21 protein-coding genes are annotated in these 25,653 nt (G+C 69.1%); 11 read left to right on the top strand and 10 right to left on the bottom strand.

What is annotated here, in order from left to right:
- Nucleotides 1-61: 61 nt before the first annotated feature.
- The 4 genes from ACE3TL_RS06380 to ACE3TL_RS06395 form a co-directional block, all read right to left on the bottom strand.
- A complete protein-coding gene (locus ACE3TL_RS06380) occupies nucleotides 62-1,315 on the bottom strand; it encodes a hypothetical protein (RefSeq protein ID WP_374577887.1) in 1,254 nt (417 codons plus the stop codon).
- Nucleotides 1,316-1,482: 167 nt separating this feature from the next.
- On the bottom strand, nucleotides 1,483-3,717 hold the full coding sequence (locus ACE3TL_RS06385) for a TonB-dependent receptor (RefSeq protein ID WP_374577888.1): 2,235 nt from the start codon (nucleotides 3,715-3,717) through the stop codon (nucleotides 1,483-1,485).
- A 118-nt stretch (nucleotides 3,718-3,835) separates the two neighbouring features.
- A complete protein-coding gene (locus ACE3TL_RS06390; RefSeq protein ID WP_374577889.1) occupies nucleotides 3,836-5,059 on the bottom strand; it encodes a PA domain-containing protein in 1,224 nt (407 codons plus the stop codon).
- Nucleotides 5,060-5,127: 68 nt separating this feature from the next.
- The gene (locus tag ACE3TL_RS06395) at nucleotides 5,128-5,874 is read right to left on the bottom strand and encodes a GntR family transcriptional regulator (protein WP_374577890.1); all 747 of its coding nucleotides are present in this window, start codon (nucleotides 5,872-5,874) and stop codon (nucleotides 5,128-5,130) included.
- Nucleotides 5,875-5,969: 95 nt separating this feature from the next.
- Here ACE3TL_RS06395 and ACE3TL_RS06400 point away from each other — a divergent pair, with 95 nt between their 5' ends.
- Nucleotides 5,970-7,007 (top strand): serine hydrolase domain-containing protein, encoded by a 1,038-nt coding sequence (locus ACE3TL_RS06400; RefSeq protein ID WP_374577891.1) that lies wholly within the window; start codon nucleotides 5,970-5,972, stop codon nucleotides 7,005-7,007.
- Here ACE3TL_RS06400 and ACE3TL_RS06405 read toward each other — a convergent pair.
- Together ACE3TL_RS06405 and ACE3TL_RS06410 are read right to left on the bottom strand one after the other, a co-directional pair.
- Nucleotides 7,004-7,633: a response regulator gene (locus ACE3TL_RS06405; protein ID WP_374577892.1), complete on the bottom strand. Its 630-nt coding sequence runs from the start codon at nucleotides 7,631-7,633 to the stop codon at nucleotides 7,004-7,006. The genes ACE3TL_RS06400 and ACE3TL_RS06405 overlap by 4 nt on opposite strands.
- On the bottom strand, nucleotides 7,630-9,777 hold the full coding sequence (locus ACE3TL_RS06410) for an ATP-binding protein (RefSeq protein ID WP_374577893.1): 2,148 nt from the start codon (nucleotides 9,775-9,777) through the stop codon (nucleotides 7,630-7,632). The genes ACE3TL_RS06405 and ACE3TL_RS06410 overlap by 4 nt, the downstream gene beginning before the upstream one ends.
- Nucleotides 9,778-10,014: 237 nt before the next feature.
- Between ACE3TL_RS06410 and ACE3TL_RS06415 the strand changes: the two genes are divergently transcribed.
- From ACE3TL_RS06415 to ACE3TL_RS06455, 9 genes are all read left to right on the top strand, one after another.
- A complete protein-coding gene (locus ACE3TL_RS06415; RefSeq protein ID WP_374577894.1) occupies nucleotides 10,015-11,472 on the top strand; it encodes an autotransporter outer membrane beta-barrel domain-containing protein in 1,458 nt (485 codons plus the stop codon).
- A complete protein-coding gene (locus ACE3TL_RS06420; protein ID WP_374577895.1) occupies nucleotides 11,472-12,281 on the top strand; it encodes an alpha/beta fold hydrolase in 810 nt (269 codons plus the stop codon). The genes ACE3TL_RS06415 and ACE3TL_RS06420 overlap by 1 nt, the downstream gene beginning before the upstream one ends.
- 148 nt (nucleotides 12,282-12,429) lie before the next feature.
- A complete protein-coding gene (locus ACE3TL_RS06425) occupies nucleotides 12,430-14,511 on the top strand; it encodes a TonB-dependent receptor domain-containing protein (RefSeq protein ID WP_374577896.1) in 2,082 nt (693 codons plus the stop codon).
- 3 nt (nucleotides 14,512-14,514) lie between these two features.
- Nucleotides 14,515-15,468, top strand: a complete 954-nt coding sequence (locus tag ACE3TL_RS06430; protein WP_374577897.1) for an alpha/beta hydrolase — start codon at nucleotides 14,515-14,517, stop codon at nucleotides 15,466-15,468.
- Nucleotides 15,465-15,734, top strand: a complete 270-nt coding sequence (locus ACE3TL_RS06435; RefSeq protein ID WP_374577898.1) for a hypothetical protein — start codon at nucleotides 15,465-15,467, stop codon at nucleotides 15,732-15,734. Before ACE3TL_RS06430 ends, ACE3TL_RS06435 begins: the two co-directional genes overlap by 4 nt.
- On the top strand, nucleotides 15,731-16,024 hold the full coding sequence (locus ACE3TL_RS06440) for a hypothetical protein (RefSeq protein ID WP_374577899.1): 294 nt from the start codon (nucleotides 15,731-15,733) through the stop codon (nucleotides 16,022-16,024). Before ACE3TL_RS06435 ends, ACE3TL_RS06440 begins: the two co-directional genes overlap by 4 nt.
- Nucleotides 16,021-17,628, top strand: a complete 1,608-nt coding sequence (locus tag ACE3TL_RS06445) for a PepSY-associated TM helix domain-containing protein (protein ID WP_374577900.1) — start codon at nucleotides 16,021-16,023, stop codon at nucleotides 17,626-17,628. Before ACE3TL_RS06440 ends, ACE3TL_RS06445 begins: the two co-directional genes overlap by 4 nt.
- Nucleotides 17,629-17,932: 304 nt before the next feature.
- Complete coding sequence (locus ACE3TL_RS06450; RefSeq protein WP_374577901.1) at nucleotides 17,933-18,712, top strand: cyclic nucleotide-binding domain-containing protein; 780 nt, start codon at nucleotides 17,933-17,935, stop codon at nucleotides 18,710-18,712.
- 482 nt (nucleotides 18,713-19,194) lie between these two features.
- Nucleotides 19,195-20,337 (top strand): NAD(P)/FAD-dependent oxidoreductase, encoded by a 1,143-nt coding sequence (locus ACE3TL_RS06455; protein ID WP_374577902.1) that lies wholly within the window; start codon nucleotides 19,195-19,197, stop codon nucleotides 20,335-20,337.
- 6 nt (nucleotides 20,338-20,343) lie between these two features.
- Here the strand turns inward: ACE3TL_RS06455 and ACE3TL_RS06460 are convergent, their stop codons facing one another.
- The gene (locus ACE3TL_RS06460; RefSeq protein WP_374577903.1) at nucleotides 20,344-20,853 is read right to left on the bottom strand and encodes an SRPBCC domain-containing protein; all 510 of its coding nucleotides are present in this window, start codon (nucleotides 20,851-20,853) and stop codon (nucleotides 20,344-20,346) included.
- A 29-nt stretch (nucleotides 20,854-20,882) separates the two neighbouring features.
- Nucleotides 20,883-22,073, bottom strand: coding sequence for an NnrS family protein (locus tag ACE3TL_RS06465; protein WP_374577904.1), 1,191 nt, complete (start codon nucleotides 22,071-22,073; stop codon nucleotides 20,883-20,885).
- A gap of 256 nt (nucleotides 22,074-22,329) precedes the next feature.
- Here ACE3TL_RS06465 and ACE3TL_RS06470 point away from each other — a divergent pair, with 256 nt between their 5' ends.
- A complete protein-coding gene (locus ACE3TL_RS06470) occupies nucleotides 22,330-24,567 on the top strand; it encodes an adenosylcobalamin-dependent ribonucleoside-diphosphate reductase (RefSeq protein WP_374577905.1) in 2,238 nt (745 codons plus the stop codon).
- Here ACE3TL_RS06470 and ACE3TL_RS06475 read toward each other — a convergent pair.
- Both ACE3TL_RS06475 and ACE3TL_RS06480 read right to left on the bottom strand, forming a co-directional pair.
- Nucleotides 24,564-24,938 (bottom strand): hypothetical protein, encoded by a 375-nt coding sequence (locus ACE3TL_RS06475; RefSeq protein WP_374577906.1) that lies wholly within the window; start codon nucleotides 24,936-24,938, stop codon nucleotides 24,564-24,566. The genes ACE3TL_RS06470 and ACE3TL_RS06475 overlap by 4 nt on opposite strands.
- Nucleotides 24,939-25,050: 112 nt before the next feature.
- Nucleotides 25,051-25,650, bottom strand: coding sequence for a molybdenum cofactor guanylyltransferase (locus tag ACE3TL_RS06480; protein WP_374577907.1), 600 nt, complete (start codon nucleotides 25,648-25,650; stop codon nucleotides 25,051-25,053).
- Nucleotides 25,651-25,653: the final 3 nt, after the last annotated feature.

Here is a 25,653-nt window from a genome sequence, read left to right on the forward strand (position 1 = left end):
GGCTGCGCCGACGTGGCTTCATCGCGACTTCACCTCGATCAGATATTTGGCCCGTAGAGGCTCACCACGTCGACTCATCGCCGAGCACCGCATGAGAGCCAAGTTGGCCGAAGGGATAGCCGACGACGGCGCCGACATCGCGCGGCAGGAAATGATCCACCCGGTAGCGATCACCGAAATAATCGTAGGCCTTTTGTTGATTGGGACTGAGACGACGGATCGACCGTCCGAACTTCTGTTCGCTCATATAGGCGAGAGAATCTCCCTCATCGAGTACGGTGATCTTACCACCTGGAAGTTTCACACGCTCTCCACCCTGAACCGGCATCCGACCGTTGGCCGCGGTGCGGACACGTCCCATAGCTTCTCCCAACTTGCCTTTCTCCGTCATAGGAAGTCCATCGCTGTACCGGCGCCCGGCCAGCCCGAAAGGCGCGGCCATGTAGCCGCCAGCCAAGGCCGCCCGGCTTGCATCGCCCCAGTCCGCGGGCCGCCCGTTCAGCACGTCCTGGGTCACGGCGGTGGTCGCTCCCCCAATGGCGCCCGCCTGTCCCGGCCGCCCCTTGGCCGAAGCGACTGCGGCGGCCGCACCGCCAGCGGCCGAACCGACATAGTCGCCGGCAGAACTCAGGCGCCGGTTTTGGATGTCCATCAAGGCTTGGGTCGCGACGCCGCCGCCCGCACCGACCCCGCCCAGCACAGCAGCCTCGCGGGCGATCATCGGCGCGGCCTGGGCTATACGGACGCCGCCGGAGAGTACGGCGTCGACAGGCCCCAAGGCCGCGAATCCCAGGCCGGTTCCGACAACCTCGCCCACCGTGCGCGCAGCGCGGTAGTTACGGGCGTCATACTGATCACGCGCGCGCTCTGCCGACATGCGGCTCTGCCAGGCGGCGCCGAGATCGGCGCCATTGGCCGCGTCGTTGAGCGCGCGGACGCCAGCATAGGCGCGATCCCCCAATCCCAGCGTGAAAGCGTCCTGTGCGCCTCTGGCTGCGGCGAGGCCTTGATCGACGGTCCGCTGGACCGCCGACGCCGGCGCGGGTCGCGCTACAGGTTTGGGTTTCGCCGCAGCCGGCTTCGCCGTGACGGCGACCGCCTTGGGTGCGGACGCGGGCGTAGGCTTCCTGCCGGCGAGCACATCGGCCCCGTAGCGAGCGACCTCCGCCGGAGTTCGGAGAACCAGTTCCCGCCCTGCACGGAGCGCATCTCCGTAGACCTTGTGAGCAGCGGCTTCCGCTTGCCGCCCGAGTTCTTCGACCTCCCGCCGCCGGCGCCTGTAATAGTCTCCCATCGTCTCGAATACGTCGCCCATGCACCACCTCATCATGTCGAGAAGCAGTGGCGCGCTCGATCAGATACGCCCCCGCCACCATCTTTCGATCTTCTCACGACCCGCTGGAAGTGCAAGAACAAAATGAGAACATTTTGGCTGGAGCGTCCTTCAGCTCCTGGCGCCTTAGAACCCGAGGGAGCTCGATCCTACCAGCGATAGCGCATCTGCAGGCCGGTGAGCCGCGGCTGGTTGTAGCGACGGATGGAGGCGTCCTGCGCCAGGAGGTAGGTCTGATCGGCAACGTTGTCGACGAAAGCCGTCACCACCACCGGCCCGGCGGCCACCCCGAGGCGCAGGTTCAAAAGTCCGTAGTCGTCCAACGGAACGCTGGTCGCCCGCATCTCCTGCGCCCCGCCCCATTGCGCGGTGTAGAGAATGTTGCCGAACACCTCGCTGCCGCCGATGAAGGGACGGCGATAGTTGAGGTCCGCCGAGGCCAGCCAGTCGGGAACCTGCGGCAGGTTCACCCCGTCGAACACGCCGGAGGTCACCTGTCCGCCCTGGCGTGAACCGCTGAGAGCGACGCGGAGCAGTCCGCCGAAAAGGTGGGCGCGGCCGACGACTTCGGCCTCCACGCCCCAGGATTTCGCCTTGCCGACATTGGTCAGAAAGCTGGTCGAGGCCACCGGGCAGACCGGGTTGCTGAGGGCGCAGCCGTTGTCGACCTGCGCGATCATGTCCTTGAGGTCGTTGCGGTAACCGGCGACCGCGACATAGAGGCCGCGGCGGGGGGCGCCCTTCAGGCCCAGCTCCCAGCTCGTCGAGGTTTCGTCGTCATAGCCAGCCTGGATCGGGACCGGTTGGCGCAGATCGCCCAGATTGGTGTTGAAGCCGCCGGCCCGGTAGCTCGTCCCGACCTTGGCGTAGACCATAAGGTTCATCGGCAGGTCGTAAGAGCCGGTCAGGTTGTAGGAGACGTTCGAGGGCGCGTTCGAGGCGTCGATGACGCGGGCAGGGCCTCCGACCGCGGCGCCGCTGCCTCGGTCGTACAGGCGAGCGCTGATGCTCTTGTCGTCGCGAGTGTAGCGCAGTTCGCCGGCGAGGCTGAAGGCCTCGGTGACCGCGTAGTTGAGCGAGCCGTACATCGCCACCGACTCGTAGGTCAGGACCGCCGGCGCATAGGTGCCGATGGACGGATTGGCGGCCGTCGGGGTGCGTGCGGCGCTGACGGAATAGGCGCTCTTCTGCGACATGGCCTCGGCGCCGACCAGCCAGTCCAGCCGCCCCTCCAGAGCCGCGCCAGAGAGATGGATGTCCTGGCTCCAGGTTCGGGTGACGTCGACGACATAGGCCGCGGCCCCCGGGTCCACTGGCGTGAGGGGGCCGACCTGACCCGCCGCGCGCGCGGCGGCGAGGTCGACGGCGTTGATGCCGTCGGAGTCCAGGTCGTATTCGGAATCCCGCTCGCGATACATCGAGGTCGAGGTCAGTCGGCCCCAACCCAGGTCGTAGTCGACGCTGAGGGTCACGGCGTCGATGTCCTGCTCGGCCCGCGGGCGGGTGCTCCAGCCATAGCTGTACTGCGGCTGGATGTAGCCGCCCGGAAAGCCCGGCGTACCGGCGGGGATGTAGAGGCGGTAGATGACGGTCGGGATCGTCGCCTGCTGCGACTCAGCCAGCAGGTTCACGTCCAGCGGGCCGTTTGCGTAGCGGAGCTGCCCGCGCAGGCCCAGACCGCTGGTGCGGTCGAAATAGACCCCGTTCTGCGGGTTGTAGAAAAAGCCGCCGTCCTGATCGATGTAGTCGGCCCCGATGCGCAGGGCGAACGTGTCGCTCAGCGCCAGGTTGGCCGCGCCCTGGAGCTGCAGGCTCTCGTTGTCGAAACCGTAGCGAAGATCGACATAGCCCTCGTGATCGAACTCCGGGCGGGCCGAGACGATGTTCACCGCGCCCCCCACGGCGTTGCGGCCGTAGAGCGCGCCCTGCGTGCCGCGCAACACCTCGACCCGGCCGATGTCGAAGAAGTCGAGCCGGCTGAAGTTGCGCCCGCCTATGGCGCCGCCGCCGACATAGGCGCCGTTCCGGTAGAGGCCGACGCTGGGATCGCCGTTGGTCGCCCGCGCGGTCGATGAGGCGCGCATCGAAATCTCGGAGGTCAGGGTCGAGGTCAGGTTGTTGAACCGGACGCTCGGCTGGGTGGCGAGCAGTTCGCCAGAGCCGCCCGCCCCGCCCCGCTCGGCCAGTTGCGCGCCGTCGATGATGGAGGCGGCGGTCGGCACGTCCACGAGACGCTCTTCGCGGCGGCGGGCGGTGACGACCACCTCGCCGACCGTGACCTCGGACGCATCGCCGGGGGCCGGCGCCTGGGCCGTGGCCGGCGCGCTCCAGGCGGCCATGGCGGCGAAACTGACGGAGACGAGGCAGAGATCACGGCGGCGCATCTGGAAAATCCCCCCATGCCTTAACGGCAAAAATTATCGATAATTTCAGCATGAAAAGCGGGGAGGCGCTTGTCAACCCTTCGGCGACAGCGGCGAAATCTTCAGGAAATGTATGTAATTACAGCGACTTGAGAGCGGACTGGATCAGGTCGCGGAATCCGATCGCCGCTTGGACGGCGTGAGCCGGCTCGACGGTCCGCAGGTCATCGGCCGCCGCGTGATGGAAGCGATGCGCCCCGAACACGCCCGCAAGAGCAGGGTATCCGGCCGCGATGATGTGCCCAAGCTCGCCCGCCGCGCCAGGGGCGGCCGGATAGGGCGCTTCCAGCCCAGGCTGCCCGGCGAAGATCCGCCGCGCCTCGTCGATGAGAGAGTGGCTGACCCCGAGATAGCGTTGGGGGTCGGCGCTGGGCAGCGGGGTCATCTGACCGCCCAGTTCATGCCAGTCGCGCGCGGCGGCGTTGGCGCCCAGGTGCAGCCAGAAGGCTGTCTGCGCCGGTTTGGGCGCCGCATCGTGCAGCAGGCGCGCGGCGCCCAGGTTCTCGTATTCGTGGCCGCTGTTGCAGACGAAGGCGACATTGACCGGCAAATCCGCCCGCGCCGCCCAGCGCGCCAGCATGAGCCAGATCGCGACGCCCGGTCCCCGTTCCCCCGCGCAGCCGAACCAGCCCGAACGCGGAGTCGAGACCACCAGCCACCGTTCTCGTCCGCGGTCGAGCCTGGCGACGATGTTGTAAGCCTCTCGTCGCCCGCCCGCTCCGGCTACGGTCAGCCGCCCGACCTCGCCGCGCGCCGCGGCGGCCAGGAACGGCGGGGCGGCCTTGGGCGCGAGGATCGCGGCCGGACGGGGGAACATCGGCCCATCGGCCGGTGCATTCAGCGCCAGGGCCTGCCCCGTCGGGCCATGGGTGATCAGCACCACCGCCGCAGCGCCCGCGTCGAAGGCAGCCTGCGCCTTCTGGCGCGGGACCGGCGAAACCAGGCTGGACCATCGTGCATGCGGCAGGGACACGAGGGCGATCGCTCCCTTCAGGCGCGCCCGATCACCGACATCGGCAAGGACCAGCGGCGCCGATATCCCGTCCTGCGGGGTAGTGACGACGACCGCCTGGGGGATGACGGCGGCGACTTGCCCGTCGACGGCGATCTCGGCGATGGAAGGCTCGAACCAGGGCGCTTCGAAGGTCTGCCGCTCGATCGCGAAACCCAGGGCGCGAAGCTCGGCTTCGAGCCATGCGCCCGCCGCGCGGTCGCCCGGCCCGCCGGAGGCCTTCACGCCGAAACCCACATAGCGCTCCAGGTCCGCCTGGGCGGCGCTCACCGTGAATGGATCCATGGTCATTCCCTCAGCCGCCCCGGCCCCCAGGCCGGCGATGGAAGCAGTCAGGACGCCGCGTCGCGAAACCCGCATCACGACGCGGCCTTCGGGGCGCTGCGCCGACGCCTGGGCGCAGGCTCGGGCTGGGCGGTGCGCGCGAAATAGTCCTGCAACGCCGCCGTGAAGTGACCCTGGCTGAACCCGATGAGGTCACGCGCCGCCTGGTCGGCCAGGTCCGGGACCCGTGCGACGATGTGCAGGCAAAGCTGTTCGTAGAGATCGGCCGAGGTCACGCCGGGCGGGGGCTCTATGCCGCTGATATAGTCGATGCCGACGGTGTGGTGCTGCCATCGCCCGAACAGGGCGACGCGGTCGAGCAGTTCGGCCGCCATCGGCGCGCCGCTGCGGCGGGCGATATAGGCGCCGACGCTGTTGGAGACCGCCAGGTGACGCATCGGATCGCGCGTCTCGCGCACCACGGCCTTGTAGGCCGCGACCCGCCGCAAGAGCTCCTGGCCCTGCTCATCGGTAAGCGCGGTGCAGGCCATGCGGCAGACGACGCCGAACAACGCCTTCCAGAGCTCGAGGACCTCGGTGGTCGCATGCGTGTCGATCTCGATCACATGGGCGCCGCGCCAGGGGACGACCTTGATGAAACCGGTGTTGGCGACATGCCGGAACGCCTCGCGCACCGGAGCGTGCGACACGCCGAACCGTTCGGCGACTTCGCGCTCTCGGATCCATGAGCCGGGCGGAATGCGCCACTCGACTATGTCTTCGATCAGCGCATCGGCGATCATGCGATCCTGGGGCGGAAGATTGCTCGCCGTCTGAGTCATGCTGGTCCGTCGTGGCCGTCCTTGAGACTGGGTCATAGGATACCACCACTTCCAAGCGCAAATATTATCGATAATATCGCATGGAGGGAGGCCACATGAAACGAGTCGTCACCACGCTCATCACCCTGTCCCTGGCCGCCGGCGCAGGAGCAGCCGGCGCGCGAAGTCCGGCGCCTGCCGACCCCGCCGACCAGCGGGCCTGCTTGGCGGCGGCGCAATATTCCGACGCCCGCCGGGGTCTCTCGGTCCTCGTGCTGCGTGACGGGGCGGTCGTATGCGAACACTACGCCGCCGGCGACGCCGAAACTGGCCACGAACTCTATTCCGGGACGAAGAGCCTGGTCGGGCTGATGGCCGCTGCGGCGGTTCAAGACGGGCTCCTGACGCTGGACGAGCCGGTCTCCGACACCCTGCCGGAGTGGCGGGACGATCCGCTGAAGACGCAAGCGAGCGTGCGCCAGCTTCTGTCGATGACCGCCGGGCTGCCCAGCCGGGTCGGGCAGCCTCCCGCCTACGCTGCGGCCGTGACGATGCCGTTCAACGCCGCGCCGGGCGCGCGCTTCCAGTACGGCCCGGCGCCGATGCAGGTGTTCGGCGAGCTGCTGTCGCGCAAGCTGGCGGCCAGGGGCGAGCCTGCCGACCCCCTCGCCTATCTCGAGCGCCGGCTGCTGCAGCCGCTGGGCATAGGCTACGCTGCCTGGCGCAAAGGCCCTGATGGATGGCCGTTGCTGCCGCAAGGAGCGGCGATGTCGGCGCGGGAGTGGGCCAAGGTCGGCGAGTTCGTCCGCAGCGGCGGCCGCAAGGATGGAAAGCCGCTGGTCGATCCCGAGGCGTTCGGCGAACTCTTCCAAGGGACCGAGGCCAATCCCGGCTATGGCCTGACCTGGTGGCTGCCCCTGCCAGGGCCAGACCTGGGCCCAGCCGCCGGCAGCGACATCGGCCCGCGGGCCGCCGAACTTCCAGCCGATATGGCGATGGCCGCCGGGGCCGGCGATCAGCGGCTGTACGTCATCCCCTCGGCCGGCCTCGTCATCGTCCGCCAGGCCCGGCTCGACCTGGCCGCTCTCCAGCGTCCCCGCACGGCGGACGACTGGTCGGACACGACCTTCCTGCGCCTGCTGATCGACCGCTAGAGTCCCAGTCGGGTCGCGTGCCAGGAGGCTTCGGCGCGGCTGGAGATGCCAAGCTTGCGGTAGATCGCCTTGATGTGGCTGGCGACGGTGTGTTCGGTCATGCCGAGGTCGGCGGCGACCTCGGCGTTGCGAAGCCCGCGGCCGATCCGCGCCAGCACGTCGCGCTCGCGCGGGGTGAGTTCCTGGTCCGGCGGGGCGCTGGGGCCCGTGCGGCGGAAGTGATCCATGATGCGGCGCGCGATCGCCGGAGAGAGAGCCGGCGCCCCTTCGGCCAGTTGCCGGAGCTGGCGTTCCAGGCTTTCGGCCGGTTGGTCTTTCAGGAGATAGCCGTCGGCTCCGGCCGACAGCGCCGCGACGATGTTGGCGTCGTCGCCCATGGCGGTGGTGACCACGCAGGCGACGTCCTTCTGCGCCTGGCGCAGGCTGCGCATCACGTCCAGGCCCGATCCGTCGGGCAAGCCAAGGTCGATCAGCGCGAGATCGAAGTCTTCCGCCGCCGACAGGGCGACGCCCTCGCGCAGGGTCGCCGCTTCACGCACTTCGCAACCTGCGAAGGCGCGGCCGACCAGATCGATCAGCCAGCGCCGCGTCTCGGCGACATCCTCGACGATCAAGACCCGTTTCACGCCCGACCGCCGCTCAACGGAAACTGGGCCTGCACACGCACGCCGCGTTCGGAAGGAAGGACGGTGAGCCGCCCGCCCAGGGCCTCCATGCGCTGGCGCATGTTCGACAGGCCGTTGCCGCGCACGACCTCGACCAGTTCGAAACCGCGCCCGTCGTCCGAGACCTCGACCAGCAGGCCCGCCGCGTTGGCGACGATCTGCACCGCGATCCGGCTCGGCTCGCCATGCCGGAAGGCGTTGCTCACCGCCTCCCGCAAGATGGCCCGCAAGGTCTGCACGCCGGGCGCGGCGAGCTGGACATGCTCCGGCTCCAGCACTCGCCAGTCGAAGGCGATGCCGCGGGCGGCCAACAGTTCAGCGAACTCCAGCCGCAGGTCGGCGAGCAGGTCGGGCAAGGCCAGATCGGCCCCGGCGTCGTTGATAATGTTGCGCAGATCGGCGAGGGCCTCGCGGACCAGCCGGTCCTTGCGCAGAGGTTCTTGGCTGTGCAGCGCGCCCATCAACTGCACGCCGATATTGTCGTGCATGTCGCGGGCGATGCGCCGGCGTTCCTCAGCCACGCCCCGTTCGTAGGCGCGGCGGCCGTCGATGGCGTTGGCCAGCATGGCGCATATCTCGTCGGCGAGCCGCCCGTCGCCGCTGTTGAACAGACGGCGGCCGCGACGCGGGTGTTCGAGCCTCAAGGCCGGCGCCCCGCCGAGCGCCGGGACCGCCAGAGCGCGGCCTTCGTGCGTCACGCCGACGGGAGCGGAGAGCTCGGCCGGAACGATCTCCAGCGGCTCGAACACTTCGTCCAGCAGATTGCGCCAATTGGCTTCGAACGCCTGCGGGCCTGGGCTGAGCGCGATGGCGATGGCGTCCTTGGCCAGCCGCGCCCGGTCAATCTCCCGGCGGCCCAGCACCCATCGGGCGGCATGATCGCGGAGCGGCAGATAGAGAACGGCGATGAGGGCCAGCGAGAGCCCGAAGGCCGGAATCCGGGCGAGCGACACCGCGGAGATGAGCAGAGCGTCCAGGGCCAGCAGCAGGGCCGCGCCGACCAGGTAGAACAGGATGCGAAAGGCCCAGCGATCGAGTTCGAACAGGCGGTAGCGCGCCACCCCGATGGCGATGCCGAGGTGGATGATCAGGAAGCTCAGGAAGCCATAGCCCTGGCTGACCACCGCCTGCTCGCCCAGCATATGCGGGGTGACGACAGGAAAGACGAAGCCGCCGGCCCCGACCGCGATGGCCAGGCCGAACCAGCGCAGGATCGTCCGGGCGGCCGGGTCTGCGCCGGCCCGCCAGTACTGCACGCCCGCACAGACCAGGATGGCGATCATCTCGATCAGGGTCGGCAGATTGGCGCCCCAGGCGGGACCGCTCGGAAGGCGCAGGGTGTCGGCCGCCCACCAGAGGCCGAAAATCACGAGCGGCGCGGCGAACCATCGGCCAAGAACCAGACGGCGCGGATAGACCAGCAGCAGGGCGATCATGGTCGCGCCGAACAGCAAGGCGCCGAAGTGGTTGGCGGCTGAAAGCGCCGCGAACAGACGGCCATCCAGAGCGATCTCGCGGGTGCTGTACAGCGCCGCCGGGAAGGTGAAACCCAGGATGCCGAAGCTGGCCAGGGCGAACAGCCGCGGAGCCAGGGTGTCGGGCCGCGCCCGCAACACCCACGCTCCCATCAGGAAGCTGACGGCGCCGACGGCCAATTGCACCCAGAAGGCGCTTGGAAGATCGCTGAGGGGCCGGCGGGGCTGGGCCGTCACCTGCACGGCCCGTCCCTCGGCGCCGGGCGCGCCCAGCACCAGCTCGACCGGCCCTTCCCGCAAGGCCGAGGCCAGGGCGGTCTGGCGCGCGAAGAAACGGCGCATGTGAGCATAGGAGGCCAGGGTGTCCGGCTCCTCGACCAGGTCGCCCGGCTCCAGCTTCAGCACCTCGCCGTTCGCAAGCCGCACCGCCTGAAGCGGCGTCGGTTCCTTCACGGCCTGGGCGGCGGGCCCGTCGGGAACGGCCTGCACGCCAAGCATCGCCCCATCCGCCGAAAACCGCAGTCCGAGCCAAGGTTGCGCCGTGGCCAGCACCAACAGCAGCGCGACGAGCGCCAGTCCGACGCCGGCCAGCACGAGTGAATTACGAAGTATGCCGAGAAGAACCCGCATGCTGCGTCCGCTATTTGACTTGAAGCGCAGCACCCCCCACGCCGAACCAGGATATGCCTGTCGGGCGTGGCTTTCGCCAGCCTGTAATCGCAGCACGCGGTCACACTTCAAGCCAGCTTGCCTCACCGAAAGCCGCCCCGCCCTCCCCTGTTCAGGGGATTGAGTATCGCCGCCTTCCACAGGCACAGCCGGTCTTGCTCGGAATAGGGGGAAATTTCCTTGATTAAGATTGCTTCTATGCTTGCCGGCGCCTCGCTCGTGGCGCTGTGCGGGAGCGCGGCTCATGCGCAGACGACGCCTCAACCGCCCGTCATCCCGACATCGGCTGGCACGACGACCATCGTCGCGGCGGATGGTACGAAGATCGAGACGACCGTTCTGGGGCCGACCCAGATGAAGATCATCATCAGCGGCGGCCCGGAGTTCACCAACAATCCCGCGACCGTCAACTTCACCAACATCTCCACCAGCGGCCTGGTCCAGACCTATACCGGCGACGTCACCCGCGGCGGCGTGACCTCGGCCTTCACCTGCACGGTGGACGCCGGCGCCAAGACCGTGAGCGGCAGCGGAGCCTGCTCGACGATCTTCGCGTCTCAAGCGGGCGGAACCACCCCGACCACGCCGACAACACCCACGACTCCGACGACGCCTACAACACCGACAACGCCGACCAACCCCACCACGCCCACGACGCCCACGACGCCCACCAACCCGGTCACGCCGGGCCAGCAGACGATGGTGGCGCCCGACGGCACGGTCATTACGATCGCCACCGGCAACCTGATGCTGCTCAACGACGTCTATGCGGATCAATTCCTCAAGGCGCTCTTGAACGACCAACTGACAGCGTCGTCGATCCAGTCGATGATCGGCGGGCGGCTGCAGTCGCTGTTCGCCGCGGCGGGCCTGGGCCCCTTCACCTCGAACTATCGCGGGCTCTCGGCGGGGGATTCGGCGAGCGGCCTGAGCGCCTGGGGCAATGTCAGCGGCCTGGGCCTGAAGGACAAGCGCGGCGGACGCAACGAGAAGGGCGACGCGCGCTCGGCGGCGGTCGGCCTCGACTACAGCTTCTCGGGCGGCGGCGTGCTGGGCGTCTTCGCCTCGTGGGGCGACCTCGACATGGACGGTCCTTCGACTGCCTTCAGCTCCGACGGCTGGACCGGCGGGATCTATGGCGCGATCTCGCCGCTCGACAGGGTGCAGATCATCGGCACCCTCGGCACGAGCCGCCAGGACGTGGAGTTGTCGCGGCAGTTCGGCATCCTGTCCTCCAAGGGCAAGACCGAACGCGACCAGGTGTTCGGAAGCCTCGGCGTGGAAGGCCTCGTCGACCTGGCCGACAACTGGGTGCTGAGGCCGTCCGCCTCGGTGTTCGTGTCGCGCTCGCAGACCGACGGCTATGTCGACAACGCCGGCCGGGCGATCGGCAAGACCAAGGCCGACATGAGCCTGCTCAATGTCGGCGGGGTGCTGATCTACACCGGGGAAACCATCGCGCCGTACGTCAGCGCGAGCTGGAACCGCGACCTGGAGAACAACTTCGGCTCCGACCGCGACTTCGGTCGTCTCGGCGCCGGCGTGGCTTTCCAATTGACCCCCGCGGTCTCGGTGGACATCGGCGCGTCGACCGTGGTCGGCAAGTCGCATGAGAAGGAAGCCCAGGTCGGGGCGACCCTCGTCGGCCGCTTCTGATGTGGAGCCGGGCGGCGCGGGCTTGCGCCGCCTTCGTCCTTCTGACGGCCCTGTCGGCCTGCGCCACGGCGCCGGCCGGTAAGCGCGGATGGACGCAGTTCCGCATCGACGCCGGCGGCCGGCCGCTCCAGGCCGGCATGCAGACGGCGGCGGGCAATGGAGAGGTGCTCGTCGTCGTTCTGGAGGGCGACGGCCGCGCGCACGACGCACGCGGCCGTCCCACTCGGGACCCGACTCCGGGTCATGCGGTGGGGCGTGACATCGCCATGGCCTGGCCCGACCGAAACGCCGCCTGGCTGGCGCGGCCGTGCCAATACGTGCGGCGGCAGGATGCGTCCTGCGCCGAGCCCGCCTGGAGCCAGGAGCGCTTCAGCCCAGCTCAGATCGATACGATGGCGGCGGGCGTCGATGTGCTCAAGGCGCACACTCAGGCTCAGCGCGTCATTCTGGTCGGCTGGTCCGGCGGCGGGGTGATTGCAGCCGTCCTGGCGACCCGCCGCACCGATGTGGAGGCCCTGGTCACCCTCGCCGCCCCGTTGGACCTGTCGACGTGGGCGACGGCGACGCAGACCACGCCCCTGGCCGCGCCGCCGATCGCGCCGCTTCCCGAAGTCGTTCAACTCCACCTGCTTGGAAACAGAGACCGCGTGGCCCCAGCCGCGGCGCTCGAGCCGGGCGCTAGGAAGCTGGCGGGCGATCGCGGCGCAATCGAGATCTGGGACGCTGGCCACCTCTGCTGCTGGGCGGCTCAAGCCGGACGCATCGCCGCCCGGTTGCGGGACCTGCAAACCCAGGCCGCCCAGAGATAATTCCCCGTCGGCGGCTCTCGAAGAGCCGCCGCCATTTCCCTTGAAAACGCGCTCCAGACTCATAGCGAGCAGCCCATTGGGAGGGGTTGCTATTGCAACTGATTAGCAATATCAGCGCAACAAATCCGTCGAGTTTGGGGATAGGGTGATGCCCGTCAGAGTTCCGTTCCGCGCCGCGCTGCTGGCGACCGCCGCAGTCCTGGCTTGCGCTTCCGCAGCCGCGGGCCAGACCGCCGCCGAAGCCAACGCGGTCGAAGAAGTGGTCGTCACCGCCAGCACGCGCGAACAGACCGTCGCCCAGGCCCCGGCGTCGATCTCCATCGTGACGGCCAAAACCCTCGCCCGCCGCCCCGTCGCCGACCTGACCGATGCGCTGCGGGATGTCGAAGGCATCAGCATCAGCGGCGGCTCCAACACCCAGGACGTATTCATCCGCGGCCTGCCGGGCAGCTACACCCTGATCCTGGTCGATGGCCGCCGCCAGACCACGCGCGACACCCGCGTCAACGGCAATGCGGGCCTGGAACAGAGCTTCACCCCGCCGGCCGGAGCCATCGAGCGGATCGAGGTGGTTCGCGGCCCGATGTCCTCGCTCTACGGATCGGACGCCATCGGCGGAGTGATCAACATCATCACCAAGAAGGTTCCCGAGCGCTTCGGAGGATCGGTCGGGGTCGACTATATCGGCCAGGAACACGGCCGCGCCGGCGATTGGCGCCAGGGCCAGTTCTATGTCGCCGGCCCGCTGGTGTCGGAACAGCTCGGCGTCCAGCTCTGGGGCCGCAAATACGACCGCCAGGAGGACAAGATCCTCAACGGTGTCAACGCGGCGGACGACTACAACCTCACCGGACGCTTGGCCTGGCTGCCGGCGGACGGGCACGAAGTCCTGCTCCAGGCCGACCGGACCTATGTCCGCCGCGACAGCACGGCGGGCCACAACCTCGCCGCCGCCGGGCGCGACAGCTACAATACGAGCGTCCGCAACTCCGGGTCCCTGAGCTGGAACGGCCGCTGGGACTGGGGCACGAGCGCCCTCTCGGTGCTGCGCGAGCAGACCCAGCGCAAGGCCTATCAGCGCGGCGTCGGCAACACCGACTATGTCCGCGACGTCCGTGCGCCCGAGATCACCAACACGGTCGCCGACGCCCTCTTCAACCTCCCGCTCGCGGACACTCCGCTCGGGAACCACAACCTGGTGTTCGGGGGCCAGTTCATCCGGAACGAGCTGGTCGACATCAATCCCGGACGGCGCAACAACCTCGACGGAACCTTCAAGGTCTGGCAACGCGCCGCCTTCATCGAGGACGAATGGCGGCTGGTGCCCAACTTCGCCATCACCGGCGGGGTGCGTGTGGACGACCACGAGCGCTATGGCGACCACTGGAGCCCGCGGCTCTACGCGGTCTGGAACCTGAACGACGCCCTGACCCTGAAAGGCGGCGTTTCGACCGGCTTCCGCGCGCCCGAGCTTCGCCAGGTCGCGCCGGGCTATGCCTACACCACCGGCGGCGGCGGTTGCAGCTATGGGCCCGCGGGCACCTGCGGCGTCATCATCGGCGACCCGAACATCCGGCCCGAAACCAGCACCAACTACGAGATCAGCGCGCTCTATCAGCCGACGCCGGACATCTCCGTGACCGCCACGGTCTTCCGCACCGACTTCAAGGACAAGATCGAAAGCGCTCAGGTTTTCCTGGCCAACGGTCAGGTGGCGCGATGGAGCGACGACCCCAACTATCGGCTCTGGTACTGGTACAACCTTTCGGATGCGCAGATCCAAGGGTTCGAATTCAGCACCCGTGCGCGGGTCGCCGACCGCCTGTCGCTGAAGGCCGGCTACACCTTCACGGATTCCGAACAGAAGTCCGGTGACTACAAGGGCTACGCGCTATCGCGAACGCCCAAGCACATGGCCAACCTGCGCGGCGACTTCCAGGCCACGGACGCCCTGGAGCTCTGGGCCGCGGCGAACTACCACGGCGAGGAGATCAACGCCGGCCTGCGGGTGGGCGCCAACGGCCGGCCGGTGCTCGAGGGAACCCGCCAGGTCGCCCGCCGCTATCCGAGCTACACCACGGTCGACCTCGGCGGCACGTGGCGCGTGGTCGACAAGGTCGCGGTCAAGTTCGGGGTCTACAACATCGGGGATCAGGTGCTCGATGTCGCCGACTACGACTTCCAGGGCGACGGACGGCGTTACTGGCTCGGCGTCAACGTCGATTTCTAACCCATGCGCACCGCCACATCCTCCAACGCCGCCCCACCTTCGCGGGCGCGGGTCTTCGCCGCCACCCTTATGGCCTGCGTCGCCCTGACGGCGGCGAACGCCGAGGCGCAGCCGCGACCGCAGGAACCGCTCGGTCCCACCATCGCCGACCGCGGCTCGGCGACCTACGCCTTCCGCACCTTCGTCGTGACGTCCGAAGACGGCCTGCGCCGCTACAAGGTCCAGGTCGCCGAGCCGCGAAAGCCTGCGCCGGCCAAGGGCCGCCAGGTGGTCTACCTCCTGGATGGCAACGCCGCAGTGGCGGCGCTGGACGAGGCGTTGCTCGCCACCTTGGCCGCCGGCGATGCGCCCGTTCTGGTGGCGATCGGCTACGACGTCGACACCCGTTTCGACATCATGGCGCGGGCGCTCGACTACACGCCGCCGCGAATGGATGGGAAGCCGGCCGCCGACGACATGAGCCGTCCGGGCGGCGGCGCCGATGTCTTCCTGCGGCTCATCGAACATCGGATCATGCCGCAGGCCGAGGCCGGTCTGCGGGTCGATCCCGATCGGCGCACGCTCTGGGGCCATTCCTATGGCGGCCTGCTGACTCTCTATGCGGCCCTCGCCCGCCCCGGCGTGTTCCAGCACTACGCTGCCGCCGACCCGTCCCTCTGGTGGAACGCGGGCGAAGTGCTCAATCGGGAAACGGCCTTCCTCCAGGATCCTCGCCGCAAGACGCTGAGCCTCGACATCGTGGCCGGCGGCGGCCAGCGTCGCGGACCCGATCAGCGCGCGCCTACGCCGATGAGAGGCTCCTTGCCGCCGGGAACCCTGGAGGCTTTCGTCGGGCGGCTGCAGGCGGCCGGCGTCGACGTGACGTTCCAGGAACTCCCCGACCAGTCCCACGGCGCTCTGTTCCGGACCGCGCTGGTCCGAACCCTGACCGCTCTCTCCGAGACGCCTGCGCCATGATGGGGTGGGTCGCCGGCCTCCTGGTCTGTGCGGGGACGATCCTGCTCTACATGGCGGCGCCGACGCAGAAGCTCGCGGCGAAGCCGTTGCCCAGGCCCTGCCTCGTCGGGGGATGGCTGACCCTGCTGCTCGCCCTGGCTCCGCTGCTGGCGATCATGGGGCCGGCGACGGCGGTGTTCACCTGGATGACTGGCGCGATGCTGGTCTGGTCCTTCGCGCCCCTGGCGGTCGCCTGGTGGCGCGGTCCCCCGAAGGGCAAGAGATGAAACGCGCGCTTTCCAGCAATGACTGGCTTGGCAAGTCGAGCGCCGGCCTGATCCTGGGCTTCCTCCTGGCGCTCGGCGCCGGGGGCCTCTTCAAGGTCCTGGGCGGCGTCGGCGACACCTTCTTCTCGACCAAGGGCCAGCTCGCCATGTGGCTGATGGCGCCGGTCTGGGCCGGGGTGCTGTCGTTCTGCTTCATGTTCCGTTCTTCGGCCCGCGCCTGGGGGTGGCTCGCCCTGGCCAACCTGGTGCTCTGGGGCGCCCTCTACATGCTCGGAGGCCTCGCCGTATGAAACTGCCGACCGATCTCGTGAAGATGTACAAGGAGATTCACGGCTGGGTCGGGATCATCTCCGGGCTGGCCCTGTTCATCGCCTTCTACGCCGGGGCGATCACCATGTTCGAGGAGCCGCTCCAGCGCTGGGCCTCGCCGCCCAGCCGTCTGGCGCCGCCACCTTCGCTCGAACGCACGCCCGAGCTCATCGACAAGGTGCTCGCCGCCCATCCCCAGGCCGCCAAGGACTACGAGATCAGCCTGGCCGTCGATTCCGCGCGGCCGGCTCGCATGAGCTGGACCGACGCCTCGGGCGACGAACACGGCGGCGGAACCACCCACTACGCCTCGCTGGCGCCGGACGGGTCGCTGCAGGTCGAGACCACCGGGCCCTCGCCCGTCGCCCAGTTCATCGACGTGCTGCACCAACAGGTCGGCCTGACCTTCCTGCCGCATGAGATCGCCATGCCGATCATGGGCGCGATCTCCCTGCTCTATGCGATCGCCATCGTGTCGGGCCTGGTGGTTCTGCTGCCGAGCCTGGTCTCGGACCTGTTCGCCCTGCGTATCGGCAAGAACGTCAAGCGCATGTGGCTCGACATCCACAACCTGCTGGGCGTCTTCAGCCTGCCGTTCCATCTCGTCATGGCGCTGACCTGCGTGGTCTTCGCCTTCCACGACCAGTTCTACGACGCCCAGGCGGCGGCGTTCGGGCGGCCCGACCGGCCGGCGCGCGAGGCCGCCGGCCCGCAGCCAGCGATCCTTCCCCCGGCCGAGATCGTCGCCCGGCTGGGCGAGCAGGCGCCCGGCTTCACCCCGATCGTCCTCGACTACAGCCGGCGGCCGGACGGCTCGGTCTCCCTGCGCGTGGCCGGTTCGGACCCGCGCTTCGGCACGCGCGGCCCGACCTACGGCTTCGCCGGCGTCGATCCGGCGACCGGCCAGATCAAGGCGACTGACTATATGCCGGGCCGCCAGGACGGCTGGTCGGCCACGATCACCAGCTTCTTCGCCCTGCACTTCGGCAGCTTCGGCGGCGCGCCGATCCGGTGGGCCTACTTCCTCCTGGGGCTGTCGGGCGCGTTCATCTTCTACACCGGCAATCTGCTCTGGATCGAATCCCGGCGCCGGCGCGAACGCAAGGCCGGCCTGGTGGAGCAGACGCGCTCGACCCGCGTCCTGGGCGCGCTGACGGTCGGCGTGCCGCTGGGCTGCGTCGCCGGCGTTTCGGCCAGCGTTGCGGCCGCCAAGCTGCTGGCCCACGACGCCACGCCCGGCATCCACAGCGCGATCTACTACGCCGTCTTCCTGGCGTTCGTCGGCTGGGCGCTGGCGCGGGGCGCGGCGCGCAGCGGGTTCGAACTGGCCATCGCAGGCGCCGCGGCCATGCTGGCGGTTCCCCTGGCGAGCCTCGCAGCCGGCCCTGACTGGTACGTCTCGCCCGCCCTGATCGCCATCGACCTCACGGCGATCGCCCTGGCGGTGCTGCTGGCGATGTCCGCACGTTCGGCGCGGCGGCGGATGGTCGAGGGTCCGCGCGACAGCGTCTGGGCGCGTACCGAAAAGAACAAGGCGGAAAGCAGCTCGGGTCGGGGAGGCACCGAGCCGGCCAGCGCGCCGTAATTACGGCGACAACCGCGCCGGTTGACCTTGATCAAGGCGCAAACCCCCGCCGCGCGAGAGACTTCCGAAACTAGAGCATTTTCCGCCGAAGCGGACGCCGGTTCGGCGCAGAAAATGCTCTGAATTCAAAGAATCTTGAGCGTGGTCCGGTTCTATCGAAACGGATCACGCTCTAGGCCAAATGCGGCCATGCCAAGGGAGGAGCGGTTCATGACCTGGGGTCGCCGGCCAAGGCCCTCGCATTCGATCCTTCACGTGTTCGGGGCGTCTGGACGCTCCTGCTCCGACGTCGCCGAGATTGCCCGTGTCGATCCGCAGCGCCGATCTTGAACGCGTCCGGCGGCTGCCGCTGTTCGTCTCCATCGCGGACGAGGTCTTCGCTCGCCTGGCCGCCGGCGCCTTTCTCCAGAGGTTTCCCGCCGGCGCCGACCTGCTGGCCGAGGGCGATCCCGTCGACTTCCTCTACGTCCTGCTGGACGGCTCGGTGGAGTTGTCGGGCACGTGGAACGACAAGGAAACCACCCTGGCCGTGCTGGGGCCGGTCTCCACCTTCATCCTGGCCGCGGTCATCCTCGATGCGCCCGCCACCATGAACGCCCGGACGGTCGGCCGCTCGGACATCCTGATGATCCCCGGCGCGGCCCTGCGGCGCGAACTGGAGGAAGATGTCCGGTTCGCCAGCGCCGTCGCCCTGGAGTTGTCGGGCTGCTATCAGGGCGTGGTCCGAGCCATCAAGAACCAGAAATTGCGCGGCGGGGTCGAGCGGCTGGCCAACTACCTGCTGGCCCAGCGCAGCCGCCAGGGATCGGACGCGACGCTCACCCTGCCCTACGAGAAGCGGTTCATCGCCTCCCTGCTCGGCATGACCCCGGAAAATCTGTCGCGCGCCTTCGCCAGCCTGGCGGATTACGGGGTCGAGGTCGACGGCCCCCACGTGACCATCTCGCGGCCCGTCGCGCTCGAGCGGCTGGCCAAGCCCGACCCTCTGATCGACAAGCATCTTCCTTCCGACATCACCTTGATCAGCAAGCCCGACCGCGAACGCAGCCAGACGCTCGAGACCTATCGTCCGCCGCGGCCGTGACTAGGCTCATCCTGGACAAGAAGAGGTGGGCGCCGGCTTCCCCGTCCGGCGCCCGGCCGCGGCCGGATGGGATATTCCGGCGCAACGGCGCGGCCCTGCGCGAACCGAAGGGAGCCCGCCGAAGCCGCCCAGGCACTCTACCTGCCTGGCGCGCGCCGACTTTGATCCGCCGCAAATCACGCGGGCGGCGGGGCGACCGACGCTCCCTGGCTTACATCAAGCCGCCGCTTGACCGAGCCGGTCCCGACTGCGTCCGGGCGCCGCTAATTTCACGTGGGGGGAGGTGACGCCATGCCATCGACACAACGCCTTGCGCATCCGATCGAGGCCCTCGCCAGCGCCCTGCGCCTGAGCTCTCGCCTTCCGCCACCGCCTGACGTTCCCGCAAAGCTTCGGGTCGTGCCGGCGAAGTGGCCGCCGTCCTTCGCGCTGACCGCCAGCGCCGAAGGCGCCGCACCTGCTCCGGCCGCGGAGGACCGCACATGACCCGTAATTCGCAACCGGACGTCATCATTATTGGCGGAGGCATGGCCGGGGCAGGCCTGGCGGCGCATCTGGCGCGGCATCGGCGCGTGACGCTGATCGAACGCGAAGCCGCCTGCGGCCTGCACACCACCGGACGGGCGGTGGCCATGTTCACGCCCTCTCACGGCGCTGCGGCGGGCCGGTCCCTCGCCACAGCCAGCCGGGCGTTCTTCGAGGCGCCGCCCGCCGGCTTCGACGGCCCGCTCCTCCGCCCCCGGCCAGCGCTGCATATCGCACGGCCCGCTCAACTGCCGGCCTTGTCCGATCTGGCCGCGCGGCTCCCGGGCGGGATCGAACTGACGGCGGCCGCGACCCGGCGACTGGCGTCGATCCTGCGGCCGGACATCACCGGCTTGCTCGAACCGGACGCCGGCGACCTGGATGTCCGCCGGCTGCACAGGCGATGGCTTGGCGAGGCGCAGGAGCACGGCGCCGAAATCCGCCTCTGCATCGGCGACTACGCTATCGAACGCAATCGCGGCCTCTGGAAGCTGCAAGGCGACGGCTGGAGCCTGGCCGCACCGGTCCTGGTCAATGCCGCGGGAGCGTGGGCCGATGTCGTGGCCAGCGAAGCCGGGCTGGTGCCTCTGCGCCTGGAGCCGCGGCAAAGGACCCTCGCCCTGATCGATCCGCCGCCGGTCGCCGGCTTCACCGGCTGGCCGATCGTGAAGGACGTCGACGACCGCTTCCACTTCCGGCCCTTCGCCGGAAAGCTGCTCATCGCGCCCGCCGACGAGGAGCCGTCCCCGCCTTGCGACGCCGAAGCCGATCCGCTCGACATCGCCTGCGCCCTGATGCGGTTTCAGTCCGTCGCCGATTACGAGATCACGGACATCCGCCATCAATGGGCGGGCCTTCGCACCTTCGCTTCCGACGGTCTTCCGGTGATCGGATGGTCGGGCGAGGCTTCCGGCTTCTTCTGGTTCGCCGGACTGGGCGGGATGGGCGTGCAAACGGCGCCCGCCGCAGCGCAACTGGCCGCGGCGCTGCTGCTCGATCGGCCGGTCCCGCGCGCCCTCCTCGACCACGGCCTGGTTGCGACCGCCTTCGGCCCTTCGCGTTTCGCCGCGGCGGACCTGGAACGAGCCGCCCTTTCCTGAGAATCTTCAGTCGCTCGGCGCGTGACCGGCGGCATAGGCGGCGCGGCGCGCCTGGAACGTCTCGAAGGGGAACTTCACCGGCACGCCCTCGAGGCAGGCGGCGAGCATCTCCAGATGGGCCGCCCAGCCGGCGCAGGCCCGCGCCGCGTCCTCGCCGCCCGGGACCTGGACGCAGAGCGTCAGGCGCGAGCCTTCCTCGCCATCTGCGACCAGGGTCCAGTCAATAGGACGAAGCGGCTCGCCTGGGCGGCTCCAGGAATAGGAGAGCGTCGTAGGCGGGTTCAGGCGCAGAACCTGGCTGTCGATCACCACCCCGCTTTGCTCGAAGTCGAGCCTCACCGCGCCGCCGGGACGCAGTTCGATCTCGCCCGGCGCCAGCCAGTCGACGAGGCGTTCCGGCTCGGTCAGCGCCGCCCAGACCGCGTCCGGCGTATGCGGCGTGTGGAGCGTCATCACGCCCTTCAGATAGGCGCCGTTGCGCCTGAGCGGCTCGCAGTGGATGCCTGGCTCGGCCATCTCGATCTCCCTGTGATTATATGCGGCTCTCAGCCCGCCCGGCCGGCGCGCTGGCCGATCAGCAACGGCCCGTAGACGAGGGCGAAGCCGCCGAAGGCCAGCGTCCAGAGGCCGGCCGAGACTGCGAGCAGAACCGGTGAATTGTCGTGCAGCGGCGCGCACAGCCGGGTCAGGGCCGCGGCCAGCACCGCCAGATATATCCAGACCGTCCGGCGGTCGGCTTCCCGCGGCCGGCCCGTATGGCCAAGGGTCGCGCGCGTCATGACGGCGAGGGTCATGACCCCGACCGCGCCCGCGCCCAAAGCGTGGACGCCGAGGGTCGCTGGAACCTGCGACGGCGCCAGAACGCCCGCCCCGATCAGGCCAAGACCCAGGGCGAGCCAAGCGTATCCGACGTGAAGGATCCACACCAGCGGCTCAGCCCGCGCCTTCCAGCCGCGCCAGCGCAGCAGCCGGACGGCGTGCGCCACGCCGGCCGCGGCGAGCAGCCAGCCCGCCGCCGACGCGAACGGCGCGACGATCCAGGCGCCGAGCGCCAGAACGGTCAAGGCCAGGACGAAGGCGTCGTAGCGCCCGAAAGGCGTAGGTCCGGGCGCAATGCCGCGCGCGCCGACCCAGTTCTGGGTGAAGCTCGGAACGATCCGTCCGCCGATCAGCGAAAGCAGGCCCGCGGCGAGCGCCAGGGCCAGCCTCTGCGCCAACTGGTCGGCGCCCGCGAGCCAGGGCGCGAAATGGTAGAGGATGTTGGCGGCGGCCAGCAGCGTCACCATCAGGCAGACGGGAAGGTTTCGCCGGTTGCGGCCGGCGATGATCTCGCGCCAGACGGCGGCGGCGAACACCACCAGAAAGCTCGCATCCACCACGGCCGCCAGAGGCATCAGAGCGGGCGGCGCCAGGCTGGCCAGCCGTCCTGCCGCCCAGAGGCCGAAGAGCCCGGCCAAGCCCCGTCCCGTCACCGGCAGGCGCCCCGTCCAGTTGGGAATGGCGGTGAGCAGGAACCCGGCGATCACGCCGCAGAGGAAGCCGAACAGCATTTCGTGGACGTGCCAGGCGCGGCCGTCCAAGCCACCGACCAGCCCTCCGTTCATGTGCAGCGCGGCGACCCAGATCGGCGCGACGATGGCGCCCCAGAGCGACGCAAAGAGGAAGAACGGGCGAAACCCGCCGCTGAACAGGGCCAAGCCCTTATGGCCGCGAATGGCTTGGGCGGTGCCGGTCATGGGCGTCCTGCCGCTGTCTGCGCGCTCCGCCGGCCGGGCGCATCTGTCTTCGCCGGCCCCGGTGCGCAGGTGAATGATGAGTCACCCTGCCCGGACTTCCGCCGGCCGACTTTGCGTTGGCTCAAACCAGCGGGGCGCCGACTCGGGAATTTTTCGGAAGACTCGGCAAAACGACATCCGTCGCCCCGTTCCTTGTCAGGCGACAATTCCGATCCGATTTGAATCAGTCAGCGTGACGGCTCGAAAGGAGACGGCCATGGCGTTCGACAACCCCCTCGCCTCGGAGATCTGGGCGAGCAAATACCGGTTCGCACCCGCCGGAGACGGCGGCGATGCGGCGATCGAAGAGACCTGGGCGCGGATCGCCACGGCGGTCGCCGAAGCCGAGCCGCCGAAGCTTCGCAAAGTCTGGCGCGAGCGCTTCCTAGGCAGTCTGCAGGACTTCCAGTTCCTGCCTGCGGGGCGGATCATCGCCGGCGCCGGGACCGCGCGCTCGGTGACCTTGTTCAACTGCTTCGTCATGGGCGAAATCCCCGACGACCTGGGCGGCATCTTCGGCCACATCCAGGAGGCGGCCCGCACCCTGCAGCAGGGCGGCGGCGTCGGGATGGACTTCTCGACCATCCGGCCGGCGGGCGCGCCGGTCCACGGCGTCGGCGCCGACGCCTCCGGCCCGCTCAGCTTCATGGACGTCTGGGACGCGATGTGCCGCACCATCCTGTCGGCGGGTCAGCGCCGGGGGGCGATGATGGGATGCCTGCGCATCGACCATCCCGACATCGAAGCCTTTATCGACGCCAAGCGCGACGGGACACGCCTGCGCAACTTCAACCTCTCGGTCCTGGTCACCGACGCCTTCCTCGAAGCCCTGGCCCGCGACGACGACTGGCCGCTGACCTTCGGCGGGACGACGTTCAAGACGGTGCGCGCCGCCGACCTGTGGCGCCGGCTGATGCAGGCCACCTACGACTGCGCCGAACCGGGCGTGATCTTCATCGACCGCGTCAACGAGAAGAACAATCTCGCCTATTGCGAACGGATCATCGCCTCCAATCCCTGCGGCGAGCAGATGCTGCCGCCCTACGGAGCCTGCCTGCTCGGCTCGGTCAATCTCGCCCGGCTGGTGGATGCGCCGTTCACGCCCGGAGCGAGTCTCGACGAGGCGCGCCTCGCCGACCTCACCCGGACGGCGGTGCGCCTGCTGGACAACGTGATCGACATCTCGCGCTATCCGCTCGAGGCCCAGGAACTGGAGGCCAAGGCCAAGCGACGGATCGGGCTGGGCGTCACGGGTCTCGCCGACGCCCTGATCTTCTGCGGCGCGCGTTACGGCGCGCCCGAAGCGGTGGAATTGACGCGCCGCTGGCTGGCGGTGATCCGACGCGAGGCCTATCGCGCCTCGGCCGAGCTGGCGGCCGAGAAAGGGCCCTTCCCGCTCTACGATCCGCAGATCCTGGACCGCCCCAATCTGCAGGCGCTGGACGAGGAGACCCGCGGACTCATCCTACGCCATGGCTTGCGCAACGGATGCCTGACCTCGATCGCCCCGACCGGCACCACCTCGCTGCTGGCGGGCAACGTGTCGTCGGGCATCGAGCCGGTGTTCGCCATTTCCTACGATCGCAAGATCCGCCAGCCCGACGGTTCGACCCAGGCCGAAACCGTGGAGGACTACGCCCTGGCGGTCTGGAAGCGGCTGCATGGCTCCAAGCCGCCGCCGGAAGACGTCTTCGTCAGCGCCCAGACCCTGACGCCGGCCGACCACCTCCGCATGCAGGCCGCCGCCCAGGAGATGATCGACAGCTCGATCTCGAAGACCGTGAACTGCCCGGAGACCATCGCCTTCGACGATTTCGCGGACGTCTATCTGGAAGGGTGGCGCACCGGCTGCAAGGGCCTGACCACCTATCGGCCCAACGCGGTGACCGGCTCGGTCTTGTCGGTCGCGGCGGCGACGGAAACCCCGCCGCAAGCGCCACAGGCCGCGGCGGACGCGCTGACCCCGCGCCCCGACCGTCTGGAGGGCGCGACCTACAAGCTGAAATGGCCCGAAAGCGCTCACGCGGTCTATGTGACCATCAACGACGCTCATGTCGGCGGAGCGCGGCGCCCCATGGAGATCTTCATCAACTCCAAGAACATGGAGCACTACGCCTGGACCCTGGGGCTGACGCGGATGATCTCGGCGGTGTTCCGGCGCGGCGGGGACGTGTCGTTCGTGGCCGAGGAACTGAAGGCGGTGTTCGACCCGCGGGGCGGGGCCTGGCTCGACGGCCGCTACGTGCCTTCGCTGCTGGCGGCGATCGGCGGGGTGATCGAACGGCACCTGCGTCTGGACGGAGCGGGGTCGGAGGCGGCCCTGGAAAACGCCGCCTCCGTTCCGATCGTGCGGGCCATCCCGCCTAGCCCGTGTCCGCAATGTGGGTCCGCCGCTCTGCACCGCCAGGAGGGATGCGACACCTGCTCGGACTGCGGCTATTCCAAGTGCGGTTAGCGGGCGGCGATCCTGATCGTCAGGCTGGCGGAGCGGAACTCTCCGCCAGCGTCCCGCAGGGCCGAATGATAGGACCGCATCGTGCGGGCGCTGGCCTTGTCGGCGCACCAGTCGAGGTCGAACAGGTCGAGACCGCCATTCGAGACGGCGTTCCGGCAGACCATGAAAGCGCTCGTGCGCACGGCCTTGTACACGCCGCCCGAATCCAGGCCGGCGATGCGGATGGTGAGGCTTTCCGGCCGCGCGCCAGTGACGCTCAGGGGCGCAAGATCCTGCGCCGCGGCGCCGGTCGTCATCAACCCGGACATGAGGCCCGCCAGAACCAGCGACTTGCAGGTTGCGGGGCGGAGGAAGAGAGAGGTCTTGGACATGCGAAGGCTCCTTGTCTGTACGATCAGACTAGGTCGCCTGCGCTCGCTGCGCCTTGGCTGGGGTCAACCCGCCTCTTGATGATTGCGTCCTGGCCGATGCGACTGGGGCAATCTAGTCGAGCGCCGTCTTCTCTGCGGCGGCCAGGTCTTCGAGGGTGTTCAGATTGACGAACGGGTCCGGATCTGGCTCGCCCCAGTCGACCACGCTCACGCCCGCGCTTTGGGCGAGCCCCTTCAGCGACCGACCGCCCGCAGTCCGATAGGCGTCGAGAACCTCGCGCGCCGAAACCCGCCAGAGCGCGCAGGTCGGATGCAGGCGCCCATGGCTGAAGGCCATCGCGACCCGATCGCCGGGGGCCAGAACCCCAGCCAGGCGCTCGCCGAGGTCCAGCGGCAGGCGCGGCGCATCGCAGGGCAAGGTCAGCACCAGGCCTGATCCGCACGCCTCGGCGAAGGCCAGGGCCGAGGCGAGGCCGGCCAGCGGCCCGACGCAGTCGACCGGATCGAGCAGCAACGGCACGTCGCTCCGCCCGCCGACCTGGTCGGGTGTCCTCACCGCCACGGCGAGCGGCCCCAGCCCCTGGGCGCGGGCGATGCGCAGCCCATGATCGAGGAGCGTGCAACCATCCAGCAGCCGCAGGGGCTTGGCGCCGCCCATGCGCCGTCCTTCGCCCCCGGCCAGCAGCACCGTGACGAAGGTCCCGGCCGACATCGG

Origin of the sequence: Phenylobacterium sp. (assembly GCF_041920015.1) — a bacterium.
In the GTDB taxonomy this organism is placed as follows: Bacteria; Pseudomonadota; Alphaproteobacteria; order Caulobacterales; family Caulobacteraceae; genus Phenylobacterium.